This is a genomic window from Streptomyces sp. NPDC044984 (assembly GCF_040646935.1).
In the GTDB taxonomy this organism is placed as follows: Bacteria; Actinomycetota; Actinomycetes; order Streptomycetales; family Streptomycetaceae; genus Streptomyces.
Window position 1 is genome coordinate 99819 of sequence record NZ_JBEZBE010000010.1, and the last position, 17425, is coordinate 117243.

Genomic DNA, 17425 nt, shown 5'->3' on the forward strand with positions numbered 1-17425 from the left:
CCCCATGACGACCACACCGGAAAACCCGACCGCCTCGCCGTCCGGACGCCCGCCCGTGGTCGACCTGGCCACCTGGCAGGCCGCACGTGACGAGCTGCTGGTCCGCGAGAAGGCCCACACCCACGAGGGCGACGCCATCGCCGCGGCCCGCCGCCGGCTGCCGATGGTGGAGTTCGACGGCACGGTCGAGGTCGTCGGACCCGACGGCCCGGTCCCCTTCCTGGACCTGTTCCAGGGCCGCGACGAGCTCGTGGTCTACAAGCACATGTGGTACGACGGCGCGCCGCACCAGGGACAGTGCGAGGGCTGCACCACCGCGGCCTGGCACCTGAAGGACGCCGTCTACCTCAACGCCCGCGGCGTCTCCTTCGCCGTCCTGACCACGGGCGCCTGGGACGAGGTGGCCTCCTACGTCGAGTTCATGGGCTACACCCAGCCCTGGTACTCGGTGCGCGACCTGGACGAGCCGGTCGGCGGGGAAATGGGATACCTCGCCTGCTTCCTGCGCGACGGCGACCGCGTATTCCTCACCTACTCCACGACGGGCCGTGGCATCGAGCCGGCCAACGGCTCCTTCAGCCTGCTCGACATGACCCCCTACGGCCGTGGCGAGGCGTGGGAGGACACCCCCGAGGGCTGGCCCGAGGGGGACCAGCCGTGCTGGTACTGGCGCACGGACGCGGACGGGACCGCCACCTGGGGCCCGACCAGCCGCCCCGTACCGCAGTGGACCCGCCCCGGCGCGACCCCCGTGGAGACCCTCGGCCGCCGCGGTCACCACCACTGACACGTACCGGGAGGACCACACGCATGAGCAGGGTGATCTGTGATCTCACGATCTCGGCCGACGGTTACTCGGCGGGGCTCGGCCAGACCGAGGAACGCCCGTTCGGTGACGACGGCGGGGACGGCTCGGGCGGCCGGCTGCACGCCTGGATGTTCGACACGCCCGAGGAGAACAGGGCCGAGGTCGACCGGATGAGCGCGGCCGGCGCGTTCATCATGGGGCGCAACATGTTCGGCCCGGTGCGCGGCGCGTGGGACCGGCGGTGGAACGGCTGGTGGGGCGAAGATCCGCCGTTCCACGCGCCGGTGTTCGTGCTCACCCACCACGCGCGAGAGCCGCAGCCGATGGACGGCGGCACCACGTTCCACTTCGTCACCGACGGAATCGCGTCGGCACTGGCACAGGCGCGCGCGGCGGCCGGTGACGGCGATGTCGCGGTGCAGGGCGGCGCGACCACCGTGAACCAGTACCTCGCCGCCGGCCTGATCGACGGGCTGAGGCTGCACATCGTGCCGCTCACCCTCGGCGCCGGCACGCGGCTGTTCGAAGGCGTTCCGCCGCTGGACCTGGAGCAGGTGACGTCGCGGTCGGCGAGTCTGGTCACGCACGTGACGTACCGCGTGCTGTCGTGAGCCGAAGACCGGCCGCCGGTGGACCGACTCACCGACGGCCGGCGGGGGGGGTCAGTTACGTAGACCTCGGCGCGGTCGACGCTCACGAAGGACGCTCCGGACTGGGAGTTGCGCTGTCCCGTCACCCGGATCCGGAGGGTGTGGCTGCCGTGTACGAGACGTGGGCTGGTGTACCGCGCCGCCTCGCCGACGCGGATCGGGCCGTGGAAGTCCACCCGCTGTTCGGGGCCGCCGTCGACGCTGACGGCCGCGTAGCCGTTGCCGGTGTCCTTGACGGAGAGCAGGACGATGCGGGTGCCGGTGAAGGAGAAGGTCGCCGTGGCGCCGGTCCGGTCGCTCCCGTGGTCACCGCTCCAGAAGCACTGCGTGGCGCAGCCCGTGCCCGAGTTCCAGGAGCCGCTGTAGGCGACGCCGCCGGGGCCGCTGGAGCGGCCGTCGTCGTTGATCCAGTAGTCGCCGGATCCGGGGTCGTCGGACGGCAGGTCCTGGGTGGCGCCCATGGCCGACGGGCGGCCGAAGCCGGGGCTGCCGTCGGCCCGCCAGGTGAACTTCTGCGCCCGGGTCGTGCGGTTGCCGTACGTGTTCTGCGACGTGGTCCTGGCGTGGTGGACGATCCAGTCCCCGGTGCCGTCGGGAGAGCGGAAGAATGCCTGGTGGCCCGGTCCGAACACGCCCCGGTCGTCGGCCCGGGAGAACACCGCGCCCTGGTGCCGCCGCCGGTTGCCCGGCACGAGCGGGTCGGCGCTCAGCGGCATCGACATCGTCCAGACCTGGTGGTCCGGCTTGCCGGTGTCGCACGCGGAGCAGGTCATCCGCACCCGGCCGTTGCGGTACAGGAACTCCGGGCCCTCCCGCACCTCGGGGCACCCCCCACCCGCCGCGCCCTCCGCGTCGATCCCTGATCGACGGAACGCCGCAGGACTGCCCCGCATGGCGAGGAGCGCCGGACGGTGGGACCCTGGAAATGGTGCTGTGCGCCGCTCCACGCTCTCGCGAGGAGGGATGGTCATGGCCAAGCGTCTGGTCGTCTGCTGCGACGGCACATGGAATTTCGCGGACCAGCCGAGCAAGACCAACGTCGCCAAGGTCGCCCTGTCCGTGCGCCCCGGATCCGCCGCCGGGAAGGAACAGCGGGTCTACTACCACAGCGGGGTCGGCACCCACCGGTGGGAGCGTCTGCGTGGCGGCGCGTTCGGCGTGGGGCTGTCCCGGAACATCGTGGACGCCTACCGGTTCCTCGTCGAGACGTACGAGCCCGACGACGAGTTGTTCCTCTTCGGTTTCAGCCGAGGTGCGTTCACCGCCCGCAGCCTGGCGGGGCTGGTGCGCAACAGCGGCGTCCTGCGCCGGGACCACGCCCACCGGATCCCGGAGGCCTGGGCTCTGTACCGCGACCGCATCGAGCAGCCGAACGGCGCGGCCGCCACGCTGTTCCGCCGCTCGTACGCGCACGAGACGGAGATCGGGTTCGTCGGGGTGTGGGACACGGTCGGCGCCCTGGGCATCCCCGTCCCGGACACCCCGTGGCTGCAGCCGGCGGCGAACCGGTTCAACCACCGCTGGGCGTTCCACGACACCGAGCTGAGCGACTGGGTCAGGGCGGCCTTCCACGCGCTGGCCGTCGACGAGCAGCGCCCGGCGTTCCGGCCGGCCCTGTGGCACCAGCGTCCCGGCTCCGCCGCGCGGGGCCAGGAGCTGAAGCAGGTGTGGTTCGCCGGGGTGCACAGCGATGTCGGTGGCGGCTACAAGGAGACGGGGCTGTCCGACATCGCCCTGCTGTGGATGGTCGACCACGCCCGCAGGCACGGGCTGGAATTCGACGCCGACGTGCTCAGCGCGGAGGGGCCCCGGGTGATGAGGCCCGCGGAATGCGTCGACTTCCGTGTACGGCCGGACGCGTCGGGCCCTCTCCACGCCTCACGGACGGGCCTGTACCGACTGGCCGGGCCGCTGCACCGGCCGCTCGGGAAGGCGGTGGACGACCGCGGCGAACCCGACGGCAACGAGTTCCTGGCGGTGCCCGCCAAGGAGCGCTACGACCGGGACCCGGGCTACCGGCCGCCGGAACTGGAGGGTTACCTGGGCAGGCAGGAGCGGGTCCGGCTGGAGCCCGTCCTGCTGCCGGGCATCGCCGCGAGCCTGCCGCCCATGCCTCCCGCCGCGTCCGGTCCGGGAGCGGCGGCCGACGCGCGGGACGGACTCCACCGTGCCACGTGACACCGGTCGGCCGCGGCGATATCCCTTTGCGCGGCGCTTCCCGGCCTGGTTGGCTCACGCCCATGACCTGGCTTCCGCATGACTTCGTCCACCCCCTCCACGTCGGCATACCCGACGGCGGAGGCCACCGGCTGCGCCCGATCAGCGGCGCGGACGCGGCGCTGGACTACCCGACGGTGATGGGTTCGCGGGAGCGGCTGTGGTCGATCTTCGGCCCCGCGTGGGGCTGGCCGTCCGCCACGATGTCGTACGAGGCGAACCTCGCCGATCTGGAGCGGCACGCCGCGGAGATCGAGGCGCACAAATCGTTCAACTACACGATCGAGAACGCGGACCGCACCGCCCTGCGCGGCTGCGTCTACATCGACCCGCCCGAGAAGCAGGGGGCGGACGCCGAGATCTCCTGGTGGGTGGTGGACGACGAGGTGGGCGGTGCGCTGGAGCGGGCGCTGGACGCGTTCGTGCCGCGCTGGATCGCCGAGGACTGGCCCTTCGAGCGGCCGCGTTTCATCGGCCGGGACGTGACCTGGGAGGAGTGGCTCCGGCTGCCGGACCATCCGTGAGCGGGGCCGCCCGGCCGGCGCGTCGTCCGCTCCAGGCCGGCCGCCGGTGCCCTGCCGGTGTCCCGCGTCACCCATGACGCCGGATCCGGCCGGTCCGCGCGTGCTCCGTCGGTTCCGGTGGGCAGACATGCCCTTGCCGGCGATCGAGCAAAGGGGACAAGGTGACACGGAGCTTCGCTGACGCGGTGGAATCGATGGAGCAGCTCGCCACGGTCTGGCGGGTGCTGGTCCTCGACCGGAATCCGGGCGCGGACGTACGGGACCTGCCGGGCATCGCGGTGCGCTGGGCGGAGTGCCGGTTCGGTTTCTGGAACTGCGTCACGCTCACCGAGACGGGGACGGACGCGGACCTCATGGAGAAGCGGCTGGGGCAGGCGGCGGACATCATGCGGTCGAAGAGGCACGCCGGCTTCCTGTGGGTCTTCGAGGACCTCCTCGACGCCGAGGCGCGCCCGCGCCTGGCGGAAGCGGCCGGGCGGGCCGGTCTGGTGCACGCCTTCTCGGGCGTCGGCATGGCCGGTGACCTGCTGCCGGTCCCCGAGCCGGCGCACCCGGACCTGACGTTCGTGCGGGTCGCCACGGACGAACACCTGCGGGCCTACGCCGACCTCAACTCGCGCGCCTACGGCATGCCGCTGGAGGCCGGCCGCGACGGCCTCGCGGGCTCGGGGCTGTGGCGGACGGGGGTGCACGCCTACCTGGGCCTGCGGGACGGCGTGCCGGTGACGTGCGCCGGGACCGTGGAGGCGGACGGCCGCCTCTTCGTCGTGCTGGTGGCCACGGACCCGCGATGGGAGCGCAGGGGGTACGGGGAGGCGGTGACCCGCAAGGCCCTGTACGAGGGCGCCCGGGCCACCGGACTGACCCGCGCCACGCTGCACGCGACCGCCGCCGGGGCTCCCGTGTATCCGCGGATCGGCTTCGAGCCGAACAGCCCGCTGCACTTCTTCGCCCCGGGAAGCTGACGGGCCGTGCCGGGAGGCCCCTGTCACCGGGTGGACAGCGGGCCGCCGGGGCGACCTCGAGCCGGGCGCGCCGACGCGTGCCCGGCTCGAGGTCGCCGGGTTCCCGTCCGCCCGCCTCGTGGCGCACTCCCCAGCCGGGCGGGATCAGGGATCAGGGATCAGGGATCAGGGCAGGGTCCACTTCTGGTTGGGTCCGGTGTGGCAGGTCCACAGGTGGACCGGCGTACCGTCGTTCCACGTACCGCCCGAGGCGTCCAGGCACTTGCCCGACTGCGGATTGCGGACCGTGCCGTCCGGCTGGGCCGCCCACCTCTGCGCCCCCGTCCCGTTGCACGTCCACAACTGGACCCTCGTACCGTCCGCACTCCCGCCACCGGACACGTCCAGACACTTGCCCAGCGCCCTCAGCGTGCCGTCACCGGCCACCGTCCACCGCTGCGCCGCCGACGTGTTGCACGTCCAGATCTGCACCTCCGTACCGTCCGCCGTACCCGCGTTGTCCACGTCCAGACACTTGCCGCCGACCCCCTTCACCTCACCCGTGCGCGGGTCGGACGGAGTTCCGGCCTGTTTGATCCGGATGTTGCGGAAGGCCGCGTCGTCGCCGTCGCCGTGGTTCTGGAGGCCGATGTGGCCCCGGGCCAGGCTGCGCGCCGGGTCGGTGTTGGTGAAGTCGTTGATCTTCCGGCCGTTGAGGAAGACCTCCAGCCGCTCTCCGGTGACGCGGATCTCGTACGTGTTCCACTCCCCCGGCGGATTCAGCGCCGCGTCGCGCGCGGCGAGGTCGGCGGACCGGAATCCGTACACGGCTCCCGTGGTGCGGTCGGCCGCGTCGGTGGCGTCGATCTGGATCTCGTAGCCGTTGTCCACCGCCGACCAGGGGTCGTCGGAGGCCGGGAAGCCCACGAAGACACCGGAGTTGTCGTCGCCGTTCAGCTTCCAGTCGAGCTTCAGCGAGTAGTCGCCGGTGAACTCCTCGGCGTCGTACCAGAGCAGGCCCAGTCCGCCGTGCGCGGTGAGGGTGCCGTCGGCCAGGGTGAAGCCGCCCGGTCCCGCCTGTTTCCAGCCGGTCGTGCCGGTGCCGTCGAACAGGGGCGTGTAGCCGGTCTCCGGGCGGCAGTCGGCCCGGGTGGTGCCGGCGGCCCAGCGGATGCCGCCGAGCAGGTGACGGCGGAAGGCGGGGTCCGCGTAGGACTCCTCGGTGTGGCCGCCGCCGGTGTAGAAGGCGCGGCCGCCGGCGTACTCCTTGCACCAGGCGATCGGGTGGTCGCCGGACATGGAGCCGCCGGAGTAGCTGGACTCGTCCAGCGAGGCCAGGACGTGGGCGGTGGCGCGGGGGTTGGTGCGGTAGTTGTACCACTCGTCGGTGCGCTGCCAGGTGCCGGCGAGGTGCGCGGTGGCGTCGTGCGCCCGGTCCTCGATCTCGACGGTCGCGGGCTGGATGGCGGGGTGGGACTGGAAGAGGGCGCCGGCCAGTCCCTCGTAGAAGGGCCAGTCGTACTCGGTGTCGGCGGCGGCGTGGATGCCGACGTAGCCGCCGCCGGTGCCGAGGTACTGCTCGAAGGCGGTCTGCTGGGCGGGGCCCAGGACGTCGCCCGTGGTCGACAGGAAGACCACGGTCCGGTACCGCGCCAGGTTGGCGGTGGTGAAGGCCGCCGGGTCCTCGGTGGCGGTGACGGTGAAGTTGTTCGCCGCTCCGAGGTCGCGCAGGGCCGTGACGCCCTCGTCGATCGAGGAATGGCGGAAGCCCGCCGTCCGGGAGAAGACGAGGATCTCGTACGCCGGGTCGGCCGCCGCGGTGGCCGTGCGGTCCGCGGTGCCGGGGGCGCCGAGGGCCGCCGGTGCGGCGCCGGGCAGGGCCGCGGTCTGGGGTGTCAGGCAGAGCACGGCGCCGGCACACAGGCCGATCGCTGTCTTGAACAGGGTGCGCATCGTGGGTCGCCTCCTCTCTACGGCAGGGTCCACTTCTGGTTGGGTCCGGTGTGGCAGGTCCACAGGTGGACCGGCGTACCGTCGTTCCACGTACCGCCCGAGGCGTCCAGGCACTTGCCCGACTGCGGATTGCGGACCGTGCCGTCCGGCTGGGCCGCCCACCTCTGCGCCCCCGTCCCGTTGCACGTCCACAACTGGACCCTCGTACCGTCCGCACTCCCGCCACCGGACACGTCCAGACACTTGCCCAGCGCCCTCAGCGTGCCGTCACCGGCCACCGTCCACCGCTGCGCCGCCGACGTGTTGCACGTCCAGATCTGCACCTCCGTACCGTCCGCCGTACCCGCGTTGTCCACGTCCAGACACTTGCCGCCGACCCCCTTCACCTCACCCGTGCGGGTCCCGCCGGTGGAGGTGGTGAAGGAGAACTCGTCCACGTCGAACAGGGCGCCGCTGCCGCCCTTGAAGACGAGGTACAGGGTGGTGGGGCCGGCCGGCTGGCCGGTCAGGGACGCCGTGACGTCCTGGAAGGTCTCCCAGCCGCCGGTGACCGGCACGGTGGCCGTGCCGAGCAGGGTGCCGGTCGGGGAGCCCGCGCGGACTTCGAGGGTGCCGCCGCTGCCCGCCGAGGAGACACGGGCGGTGAAGCCGGTGGCGTTGTCGAGGCTGTAGGGCGTGAAGGAGATCCAGTCGCCGTTCTCGATGTTGCCGACCGTCCTGCCGCCGTGGGCGGGTGCGTGGTTCATGACCTGGACGCCGGCGGAGTCGCCGTAGTGCTCGGCCTGCCGGTGGCTGGGCTGGGTGATGTGCTGGTCGTGCGCGGTGAGCGCGGGCTGGCCGCCGGCGCCCTTGTCGGTGTACTCGGCGTCGATGACGCCGAAGATGTTGGCGTTGGGATCGTGTTCGCCGTCCGCCAGGGTCTGCAGGGTGCCGGTGCAGCCGGTGGCCGAGGTCTGGGGGTGTCCGTGGCTGTCGTGACCGACGATGAAGGTGACCTTCACCCTGGTGCAGTCGATCGTGCCGTCCTCCGGGTCGGTGACCGTCACCTTGAACGGGATGGCGGCGCCGAAGTCGTAGATCCGCCCGTCGGCGGGTGTGTCGAGCCGCACGGTGGGGGCGGTGTTGCCGACGGTGATCTGGACGGAGGCCGTGGCGGACTTGCCGGTGGGGTCGGTGACCTTCAGCGTCGCGGTGTACTGGCCGTTGGCGGTGTAGGTGTGGGACGGGTCGGCCGCGGTGGAGGTGGCGCCGTCGCCGAAGGTCCAGGCGTGGGTGAGCGCGCCCCCGTCCGGGTCGGAGCTGCCGGCCGAGGAGAAGCCGACGGTGAGGGGTGCTGTGCCGGAGGTGGTGTTCGCCTTGGCCTGGGCCACCGGGGCGAGCCCGCCGGTCACGTGCTCGATGCGGTACAGGGCCGAGTTGGCGTCGCCGTTGAAGTAGCCGGTGCCGTAGTCGAGGACGTAGAGGGCGCCGTCCGGACCGAAGGCCATGTCCATCACCTGGGTGCCGCTCCAGGGGAAGGCGTTGATGGACTGCACGGTCCCGTCGCCGCCTGCCTCGATCCGCTTGATCCAGCGGCGGCCGAACTCGCCGGCGAAGAAGTCGCCGTCGTACTCGGCGGGGAACTTCACCTCGGAGGCGGAGTTCGCGTCGTACCGGTAGACGGGTCCGCCCATGGGCGACTCGGATCCGTTGCCGAACTCGGGGACGGAGGCGCCGTCGTAGGGGATCCAGGCGGGCTGGGCGGGCGGCAGGTCGGTCAGCCCGGTGTTGCGCGGCGAAGTGTTCCTCGGAGCGGCGCAGTTGAAGGCGGAACCCGAGGTGCCGGAGCCGAAGTCGTGGTCGACGTAGGCGTTGTTCCTGCCGGTGCAGTAGGGCCAGCCGAAGTTGCCGGCCTTGGTGATCCGGTTGAACTCGACCTGTCCGCCCGGGCCGCGGGAGGCGTTGGCGGTTCCGGCGTCGGGTCCGTAGTCACCGACGTAGACGGTGCCCGTGGCCTTGTCGACGCTCATCCGGAAGGGGTTGCGGAAGCCCATGGCGTAGATCTCGGGCCGGGTCCTGGCGGTGCCGGGTGCGAAGAGGTTGCCCGCCGGGATGCCGTACGTGGCGTCGGCGTTCACCTTGATGCGCAGGATCTTGCCGCGCAGGTCGTTGGTGTTGCCCGAGGAACGCTGGGCGTCGTAGGCGGGGTTGCGGGAGGCGCGTTCGTCGATGGGGGTGTAGCCGTCCGAGGCGAAGGGGTTGGTGTCGTCGCCCGTCGACAGGTACAGGTTGCCCGCCGCGTCGAAGTCGATGTCGCCGCCGACGTGACAGCACAGGCCGCGGGAGGCGGGCACGTCGAGGATCTTCCTCTCGCTCCCCACGTCGAGGGTGCCGTCGGTCCGCAGGACGAACCGGGACAGCCGGTTGACGCCGTCGAACGGGGTGAAGTCGGATGCCGTGCCGTCGGCGGGGGCGTCGCCGGCCGGGGTGCTCAGCTCGGGGGCGTAGTACAGGTAGACGAAGCGGTTGGTGGCGAAGCCCGGGTCGGCCGCGACGCCCTGCAGGCCCTCCTCGTCGTGGCTGTAGACGTCCAGTCTGCCCGCCACGGTGGTGGTGCCGGCCGCGTCGGTCCGTCGCAGGGTGCCGTCGCGCGAGGTGTGCAGCACCGAGCGGTCCGGCAGGACGGCCAGTGTCATGGGCTCGCCCGTTTCGGCCACTCCTTTGGCGAGGGTGACCTGCTGGAAGTCCTCGGCCGCCGCGGCTGCGCCGCCGGGTCCGGCCGGGGCGGCGGCGGTGGGGGCCCCGGCGGCCGGGCCCACGGGCAGCGCCAGGCCCATGGCACACGCCACGGCCGTCAGCAGCATGCGGACGCGTCTGTGTCCGAGCGGTTTCGTGCGCACGGAAGTCTCCAGGAATATGGGGGGTGGCGGCAGGCCGCGGGGGCCTGCCGTGAAGGAGTACGGGCGCGCGCCGTCGCGCCGTCGAACACCGGCCCGTCACCCCGGACGGAGTTATGACCGGTCCATTTCAAGGAAGTTAGCGGGCCTCGCGTGAACGCGTAACCCCTTTCGCACACAGTCCCGCGCCTTCTTCCTCGCATGGGACAAAGTGCCGGTGCCGCGCCATGGCCCGGGGAGTGCGGTTTCGCTGAGAACGTGTCAGCCGAGCTCGCGGCAGTACAGGGCGTCCGGGGTCCGTGAGGAGCCGATACGGCCGGTGGAGGCGACGCCGGCGGCGTACTCGCCGTCCGCGCACCGGCCCTTGTGGTGGCCGTGCGCGAAGTCGCCGTCCCGGTCGTCATCGCGACGCATCGTGTGTCGTGCGAGCGCCACGATGCGGGACGGAGCCGCCATGGTCCGGATCCGAAGGCATAGGCTCGGTGCGCGCGGCCGGCTGAGGGCGCGTCGGGTCCTGGCCCGGGAGTTGGACGAACGGAGTCGTTCCGCTGTGACGCATGCGTACGAGGAAGAGGTCCTGGCCCGGATCGCCGAGGGGCTCGTCTACACCGAGTCGGAAGCGGCCTTCCAGGCTCCCCGGCGCCGCACCGAGGAGATCTTCGAGTACAACCACACCCCACCGGGTGAGACGGAGAAGCGCCGGTCGCTGCTCGCCGCGATCTTCGGGTCGGTCGGTGAACGCACGGTGCTGCTGCCGCCGTTCCACGCCGGGTTCGGCAGCAACGTCCACATCGGCGACGACTTCTTCGGGAACGTGAACCTCACCTTCGTCGACGATGTCGACATCCGCATAGGTGACGGGGTGATGATCGCTCCCAGCGTGACACTGACCACGACGGGACACCCGGTGCATCCCGCACGGCGTACCGACTTCGGGCGGTTCTCGGAGCCGATCGTGATCGAGGACAAGGTGTGGATCGGCAGCAACGCGGTGGTGCTGCCCGGCGTCCGCATCGGATACGGGTCGGTCATCGGCGCCGGCAGCGTCGTCAGCCGCAGCATCCCCCCGATGACCGTCGCGCTCGGCACCCCTTGCCGCGTGGTCCGCGCCATCACCGACGAGGACCTCGCCACACGCACCGCCGACCGGTGAGTGGCGTCGTCCTGCCGTGCGCCGGGGCCTCGAGCGTCACGGGCGGCCCGTGCCGGGGCCTCCCCCGCGCCGGCGCCCGTCCGCCCGGGCGGGGCGCGCCGCGCCCGAGCCGACCGGTCCTCCGGAGCTCTCCTGCGGGCTCAGCCTTTGGGGACTCGCAGGGCCAGGAGGGCGACGTCGTCGTCGTTGTCGGCGGGGCGGACACGGTGGAGCAGCTGGTCGGTGAACGGGGTGAGGGGGCGGTGGGCGAGGGCGGCGGCGTGCCGGCGCAGCCGGTCCAGACCCGTGTCGAGGCTCTGGCCGGGCGCTTCGATGAGGCCGTCCGTGTACAGCACCAGGGTGGATCCCGGCGGGAGCAGCACTGTGGCGTCGGGGCGCCGGAGGCCCGCCTGGGTGCCCAGGAGGATGCCGTGGCCGTCGGTGAGGTAGCTCGTCAGGCCGTCCCGGCTGATCAGCAGCGGCGGAGGGTGGCCCGCGTTGGTCCAGGACAGCTGCCAGTGGCCGTCGTGGGCCGTTTCGATCCGGCCGAAGATCATGGTGGCCATGGCGACGTCGGTGATGTGCTGGATCGCCTCGTCGAGCCGTTCGACGATGCGGCTGGGGGGTTCGTGCTGGGACCAGGCGTAGGCGCGGAGCATGTTGCGGACCTGTGCCATGCCGGCCGCCGCCTCCAGGTCGTGACCGACGACGTCACCGATGGCCAGGGCGGTGGACGCGTCGGACAAGGGGAAGGCGTCGTACCAGTCGCCGCCGACATGTGAGGCGTCGGGTGCGGGCAGGTAGCGGACGGTCATCTCCAGGCCCGAGACGCCCGGCATCTGGGGCAGCAGGTGGTTCTGCATGGTCTCGGCCACCTTGCGCTGGCGCTGGTAGAGGCGGGCGTTGTCCAGGGCGAGGCCGGCCCGGCGCGCGATGTCCTCGATCAGCGGCAGGTCCGTGGGGGCGAAGGCCGCCGGAGTCTCGGTACGGCCCAGGGTCAGCGCGCCCAGGACCGCGCGCGTGCTGCGGATGGGTGCGATGGCCGCGGAGTGCATCCCCGTGGCGTGGAACAGGCGGCCCTGCTCGACCGCGATGCCGGAATCCGGTGTCCCCTGGTAGGTCCGCGGACCGGCCAGGGTGGAGGAGACGCCGCGCAGGGCCCTGGACAGGGGCATCGGGGATTCCTCGGGAATCGGCGGCATCGGTCCCTGCAGGTCCTCGCGCTGCACCAGCGTGTCGCCCTCGGCGTGGACCACGACGGTACGCCACACCTCGTCGCGTTCGGTGATCAGGTCGACGACCGCCCAGTCCGCCAGCCGGGGCACGACCAGGGCCACCAGCCGCTGCAGCGCCTCGTCGACGTCGAGGGTGGAGGTCAGCTGCGTGGTGGTCTCGGCCAGCAGGGCCAGCCGTTGCAGTTCCGGCAGCGACCGGCCCGTCGACTCCGGTCGCGGGTCGGTGCCCCGTGGGCGTTCGGGGATGTGGAAGACGACGAGCGTGGTGACTCGGTGGTCGCCGATGCCGTACGGGGTGATCAGCCAGGAGATCGGCAGCACCGAACCGTCGGCGTGTACGAAGTAGTCCTCGTCGGCCTGGGCGGGGTGTCCGGCGTGGAACGCCTGTCGCATCGCGCATTGGGTCCTCGGCAGGTGCTGCCCCTGCGGACCGCGGTGCAGCAGGTCGTGCGCGTCCTGGCCGAGGAGCTCCGCGGCGGGCCGGCCCAGCAGTTCCTCGGCGCGGGCGTTGACGGCGATGATGCAGCCCTGCTCGTCGACGACGTAGGCGCCCGCGCCGATGGCTTCCAGCGCGGCGGAAGCGGTCGGCACGGACAGCCCGTGGACCTCCGTGCGCTCCGGTCCTGTCATCGTGACCTCCTTGCCGGCCGGGTCGGCGCCCCGCCCGGGTGCCCAGCCGCCTGTGCCTTCGCCCGCTTTCCTGCCTTCCCCGTATGCCCATGCGGGTGAAGATCCCACGTCATGCCCATGCGGGTGAAGATCCCACGTCATGCCCATGCGGGTGAAGATCCCACGTCGTCCGACGGCTCCGATGAAGTTCGCTCCGCTGAAGCCGGGCAGGAGCACCTCATGGATTCCCTACCGCGTTTCACGCTGGCCGCGACCACACTCGACGCGCCCGACGCCCGGGAGCTCGCGCGGTTCTACCAGGGTCTGCTCGGCTGGCCGGTGCGGAAGGAGGAGCCGGGCTGGGTCGAGATCGGACCGTCCGACGGCGGCGCCGGGCTGTCGTTCCAGACGGAGCCGCTCTTCTCCCGCCCGCGGTGGCCCTCCGGCCGGACCGGACAGCAGATGATGGCGCATCTGGACATCGAGGTGGACGACCTGTCGTCGGCCGTCGAGCATGCCCTCGCCTCGGGGGCGGCCCTGGCCGACTTCCAGCCCCAGGCCGAGGTGCGCGTCCTGTGCGACCCGGCGGGCCACCCGTTCTGCCTCTTCGTGCGCTCCGGCCCCGGCGGCTGACGGGCCGGGCCGGCGCTGCGCACGCGGAAAACCACGGGCGCGTCGCCGGGCCGCAAAGGTAGCGTCCCGGAGCAGTGTCCGGGAGGCCGCTCCCGGAGGAACGGAGACGGGGCATGACGGGCGAGGACGTGGCCGGGCTGTTCACCGACGAGACCCGGGTGCGGGTCTTCGCCGCCGTGGCGCTGGGCGCGACGAGCGCCGCCGAGGTCGTCGAGCGGACCGGGTTGCCGGCCCGGGAGGCCCTCCTCGCGCTGCGCCGGCTCGAGGAACGGAAGGCCGTCGCGGCGAACGCCGACGGACTCGTGGTGTCCTACGACTCGTTCCGCCGCCTGGCGCGCGAGGCGGCCGGGCGCCGGCCCGCGCAGGACCACGGCACCGGGGACGAGCGGGTCGAGACGCTGCTCCGCACGTTCGTACGGGACGGACGGCTGGTGAAGCTTCCCGCGCGGTGGAACCGGAAGGAGCTCGTACTGCGCCACATCGCCGAGCGCACGTTCGAGCCGGGCCGGGAGTACGCGGAGAGCGAGGTCGACGAGAGGCTCCGCGCCTGGTGCGAAGAGGGCCGATCCGACCACGTGACCCTGCGTCGCTACCTCGTCGACCTGCGCCATCTGCACCGGAGCGACGGCGTCTACCGCCGTCCGGCCGAGGACCCGGTCCGGGTCGGCTGAGGTGCGCCGGTGACACCGGTGCCGTCTGTCGACGCGCCCCTCCGTCCGGTCCCGGGCGAGGAGCCGTGAGAACCGCCGGCGAACCGGCGGGCTCTCCCGGTCACCAGACGGGGGGCACGTCGGAGCCGAAGCCGCCGCGGGCCGGGCGCTTCTCGAAGTGGAGATGAGGGCCGGTGGCGTTCCCGGTGGAGCCGACTTCCCCGATTTTCTGACCGGCCTTGACCGGACCCCCTGTCACCGTTTTCTCGGAGAGGTGGCAGTAGAAGAAGTCGAACGCGCCGACGCGCAACACGAGGAAGTCACCGAAACCGCGGTCTTCGTGTCCACTGCGGACGATGGAACCGTTGCGCACCGCCACACAGGGCTTCCCCTCCGGAGCGGCGTAGTCCGCGCCGGTGTGACGGCCCAGGATCCAGTGGGGCCCCTTCTTCCCGTGGGGGGTCGTGACGCCGTGCCCCGGTACGGGAGACGCGGCGCGGGCACCACCGGGCGCCGGGGCCGGCGGAACGCGGAGCCGGTCCCAGCTCGTCCTGCCCGGGATGCCGTTGGCATCGGCTCCCTTAAACCCGATCTTGTGCTGCCAGGCGGCGTACGACTGCTGGTCGACGTCGGTCCACTCGGGGCCCGGACCTGTCCGGTACTTCCCGCACCCTTCCGCCACCAGGCGCTTGCCCATCGAGGCGATCACAGGGCTGCGTTGTCCCTTGTGGAAGAAGCCCGCTCCTGGGAACGGCGCCGTCGCGGGCATGGCCCTCTCCTTTCCACAGAGCTCGGCAAGGCGCCGGATGACGGTGCGGGTTCGTCCGCCGCATGCGCGAGATGTCACCGTACCGACGCCGGGGAAGCGGCCGATCGGCGTGGAAGCCGGCAAGGAGTGACCCTGCCGGCAGGCCCGGCGGCGCCCCTGCCGGGGAGCCACGGTCTTTCCGGGACCATGCGCCGCCGGCTGTCACAGTCGCTCCCCTTCCACCATGCGCCTGATGGAAGTGGCGCGCAAACCCTGGAAATACGCTGACGCACGGGTCTTCTGACGACCCGTCCGCCGGTTCCCGACCCGGGCCCTTCCGGCGCGACGCCCGCACCACCTCAGACGTTGGGGACGGCCGGCCCGTCCCAGCTGAACCGGCCGGGAACGCCGTCGGCGGAGCTGCCCTCGAGACCCGGTTTCCGCTGCCGGGCGGTGTAGGACCTCACGTCGTCCGGGCCCCACACATCGGGGTCGGTGCCGGACGTGCAGCGGTCGCAGTCCTCGGCGACGAGCCGGTCGTGCATCTCCGCGATGACGGGCGAGGTGCGCCCCGCCCGGAAGAACGCCGCCCCGGGAAACGGCTCGAACCGGGACTCCTCAGGGGGTGGTCCGGGCGGCCGTGACCCGAACGCCGACCAGGAACCGGGGTCGACGTGGCCGTTCTCCGGGACATGGGCACGGGCGTACCACCCGCCCCGCGACCTCCACGTGTCGGCCGGGCGTGTACGGCGGGACAGGGAGGCCGGAGGGCCCACGGGCCAGACGTCCGGTACGCCCCAGGAGCTGATCCACGCGTGAAGATCGTCCCAGCCCCTGCAAGGGGTGTCGACCAGCCTTGCGAACACCTTGCCGTCGACCCGGCGGTGGCCTCCCTGTCCGCCGTGATGTGCGCGATCGCCCGTGCCGGGAACCCGGGGTCACAGGGCGCGTGGTCCCCGACGTCCGCCTTGAGAGCTCGGGGCATCCATGGACGGGGCAGGACGAGGTCCTTCCCTCTTCGCCTCGCCCGGGCCTGTGGGGCGCGGCAGGGGTGAGACGGGGAAGCGGGCGCCGCGGCGGACAAGAGGCTCCGCGGCAGGCCCTCCCCCACTTCCCACGATGCGTCTGCCGGGGATCCGCGGCAGACGGGGCAGGACGATCGACGGCAGCGTCCCAGGCCCTTGGGCGGGCCCATGGACGGATTCGCACGACCCCGGGTCCGAACCCGAGTCGGCGTGGCGCACCCGGAGCCACCCCGTTCGGAAGGAGGCCGGAGAGATCTCCGTATCACTCGGACGGGCGGAAAGCACGACGTCCTGGCGACGCGACAGGCGCCCCGCCAGGTCGCATAGCACAGTAAGACCATGAACCGTCACCGACGCCCGCCCCGGCGTGCCCCGTGGATCGCAGGCGGCGCCGCTGTGCTCGTCCTCGGTGGCATCGGCGTGTGGGCGTGGGTGGCGCAGGACGGCGGCACGCCCGGTCCCACGCCCTCGGCCTCGAACGACCTGTCCCTTCCGACGCTGAACCCGTTGCCGTCCTGGACGTTCGCGACAGAGCCGTCGAGCACGGCACGGCGGACGCCGACGCCCACGCTGTCGCCCGGGCCGACGACGTCCCCGCCCCGTCAGCCGACCTCGCCGGGCCGGCGGCCGACGACCCGACCGACTCCGCCGGCGCAGAGACCGACCAGCGAGCCGGCACCGCCGGCACGGCGGACGGCAACCGAGCCGGCACCGCCGGAACAGAGGCCCACGACCCGGCCGGCGCCGCCCAGCCGCCAGCCGGTGCCCCACCGGACCCCGACCGGTGCTTCGGCCATGCGCACTCCGAAGACGGGACCGGCGACACCACAGCCACCGACGCGGTCCGCGACCCCCCGGCTCTCACCGGGCTCCCCGGCACCCACGCCCACGCCCACGCCACGGTCCACCCTGCCCGAACCACCGCCGAAGTCCACCCTGTCCGAACCACCGCCGAAGTCCACCCTGTCCGAACCACCGCCGAAGCCCGCCACCCCCGAACCACCACAGCGGTCCGCCACCCCCGAACCACCGCCGAAGTCCGCGACGCCGAAGCCCTCGCCGTCATCCGCCCGCCCGGCGCCGACACGGACACCGGCGACGCGGCCGGCGCCCTCGAAGCACGTACCGACGCCGTCCGCCAGGACGCACGGGCCGACGCCGACGGCCGGTGGCGACGAACGGGTGACCACCACGTGGTACACCTCCCCGGCCGCGACGGCCGCCGCCCACCGCATGGCGAACGCCGACGCGGTCGGCGACCCCGCCTGCTCGATGGCGTCCGTGGGCCAGCCGGACCCCGGCCTGGTTCCGCGGAACAGCCGTATCGGCATCGGGCACCACGGCGCGTACTGGTGCCTGATCTGGTGAGGCGGCACCCGGCGGCGGGCAGTCACCCGGTGAGCCGGCCGTCGCACGGACCG

Annotated in this window: 16 protein-coding genes and 2 pseudogenes; 9 read left to right on the top strand and 9 right to left on the bottom strand. The window is 72.5% G+C overall.

Features of this window, described 5'->3' with window-relative positions; genetic code table 11:
- Positions 1-4 precede the first annotated feature (4 nt).
- Together AB0A94_RS13570 and AB0A94_RS13575 are read left to right on the top strand one after the other, a co-directional pair.
- A complete protein-coding gene (locus AB0A94_RS13570) occupies positions 5-787 on the top strand; it encodes a DUF899 domain-containing protein (protein ID WP_361743441.1) in 783 nt (260 codons plus the stop codon).
- Between the two features lie 23 nt (positions 788-810).
- Positions 811-1419, top strand: coding sequence for a dihydrofolate reductase family protein (locus AB0A94_RS13575; RefSeq protein ID WP_361743444.1), 609 nt, complete (start codon positions 811-813; stop codon positions 1417-1419).
- 56 nt (positions 1420-1475) lie between these two features.
- Here AB0A94_RS13575 and AB0A94_RS13580 read toward each other — a convergent pair.
- A pseudogene (locus AB0A94_RS13580) lies at positions 1476-2297 on the bottom strand (family 43 glycosylhydrolase); the annotation flags it as partial.
- Between the two features lie 130 nt (positions 2298-2427).
- On the opposite strand from AB0A94_RS13580, the gene AB0A94_RS13585 reads away from it, so the two are divergent.
- From AB0A94_RS13585 to AB0A94_RS13595, 3 genes are all read left to right on the top strand, one after another.
- The gene (locus AB0A94_RS13585; RefSeq protein ID WP_361743447.1) at positions 2428-3636 is read left to right on the top strand and encodes a DUF2235 domain-containing protein; all 1209 of its coding nucleotides are present in this window, start codon (positions 2428-2430) and stop codon (positions 3634-3636) included.
- A gap of 62 nt (positions 3637-3698) precedes the next feature.
- Positions 3699-4199, top strand: a complete 501-nt coding sequence (locus tag AB0A94_RS13590) for an N-acetyltransferase (RefSeq protein WP_361743450.1) — start codon at positions 3699-3701, stop codon at positions 4197-4199.
- Between the two features lie 194 nt (positions 4200-4393).
- Positions 4394-5164: a GNAT family N-acetyltransferase gene (locus tag AB0A94_RS13595; protein WP_361743712.1), complete on the top strand. Its 771-nt coding sequence runs from the start codon at positions 4394-4396 to the stop codon at positions 5162-5164.
- A gap of 165 nt (positions 5165-5329) precedes the next feature.
- Here the strand turns inward: AB0A94_RS13595 and AB0A94_RS13600 are convergent, their stop codons facing one another.
- From AB0A94_RS13600 to AB0A94_RS13610, 3 genes are all read right to left on the bottom strand, one after another.
- Entirely contained in the window at positions 5330-7096 is a 1767-nt protein-coding gene (locus tag AB0A94_RS13600) for a lectin (protein ID WP_361743453.1), read from the bottom strand.
- Between the two features lie 17 nt (positions 7097-7113).
- The gene (locus AB0A94_RS13605; protein WP_361743715.1) at positions 7114-9939 is read right to left on the bottom strand and encodes a lectin; all 2826 of its coding nucleotides are present in this window, start codon (positions 9937-9939) and stop codon (positions 7114-7116) included.
- Positions 9940-10233: 294 nt separating this feature from the next.
- Positions 10234-10428 carry a hypothetical protein gene (locus AB0A94_RS13610; protein ID WP_361743735.1) on the bottom strand — a complete coding sequence of 65 codons (195 nt, stop codon included), beginning with the start codon at positions 10426-10428 and terminating at the stop codon, positions 10234-10236.
- 94 nt (positions 10429-10522) lie between these two features.
- Between AB0A94_RS13610 and AB0A94_RS13615 the strand changes: the two genes are divergently transcribed.
- Positions 10523-11125: a sugar O-acetyltransferase gene (locus AB0A94_RS13615; protein ID WP_361743456.1), complete on the top strand. Its 603-nt coding sequence runs from the start codon at positions 10523-10525 to the stop codon at positions 11123-11125.
- A 140-nt stretch (positions 11126-11265) separates the two neighbouring features.
- Here the strand turns inward: AB0A94_RS13615 and AB0A94_RS13620 are convergent, their stop codons facing one another.
- Complete coding sequence (locus tag AB0A94_RS13620; RefSeq protein ID WP_361743459.1) at positions 11266-12969, bottom strand: SpoIIE family protein phosphatase; 1704 nt, start codon at positions 12967-12969, stop codon at positions 11266-11268.
- 219 nt (positions 12970-13188) lie between these two features.
- Here AB0A94_RS13620 and AB0A94_RS13625 point away from each other — a divergent pair, with 219 nt between their 5' ends.
- A complete protein-coding gene (locus AB0A94_RS13625; RefSeq protein WP_361743462.1) occupies positions 13189-13581 on the top strand; it encodes a VOC family protein in 393 nt (130 codons plus the stop codon).
- Positions 13582-13694: 113 nt separating this feature from the next.
- On the top strand, positions 13695-14252 hold the full coding sequence (locus AB0A94_RS13630; protein WP_361743465.1) for a DUF2087 domain-containing protein: 558 nt from the start codon (positions 13695-13697) through the stop codon (positions 14250-14252).
- A gap of 100 nt (positions 14253-14352) precedes the next feature.
- Here the strand turns inward: AB0A94_RS13630 and AB0A94_RS13635 are convergent, their stop codons facing one another.
- From AB0A94_RS13635 to AB0A94_RS13650, 4 genes and pseudogenes are all read right to left on the bottom strand, one after another.
- Entirely contained in the window at positions 14353-14664 is a 312-nt protein-coding gene (locus AB0A94_RS13635) for a M23 family metallopeptidase (RefSeq protein ID WP_361743718.1), read from the bottom strand.
- Positions 14665-14754: 90 nt separating this feature from the next.
- Positions 14755-14985 (bottom strand): annotated as a pseudogene (locus AB0A94_RS13640) (peptidoglycan-binding protein); the annotation flags it as partial.
- Positions 14986-15338: 353 nt separating this feature from the next.
- Entirely contained in the window at positions 15339-15524 is a 186-nt protein-coding gene (locus AB0A94_RS13645; RefSeq protein ID WP_361743468.1) for a hypothetical protein, read from the bottom strand.
- Positions 15525-16606: 1082 nt separating this feature from the next.
- Entirely contained in the window at positions 16607-17197 is a 591-nt protein-coding gene (locus tag AB0A94_RS13650; RefSeq protein ID WP_361743471.1) for a hypothetical protein, read from the bottom strand.
- Between AB0A94_RS13650 and AB0A94_RS13655 the strand changes: the two genes are divergently transcribed.
- Positions 17187-17372: a hypothetical protein gene (locus AB0A94_RS13655; RefSeq protein ID WP_361743474.1), complete on the top strand. Its 186-nt coding sequence runs from the start codon at positions 17187-17189 to the stop codon at positions 17370-17372. The two genes, AB0A94_RS13650 and AB0A94_RS13655, sit on opposite strands and share 11 nt — an antisense overlap.
- Positions 17373-17425 lie beyond the last annotated feature (53 nt).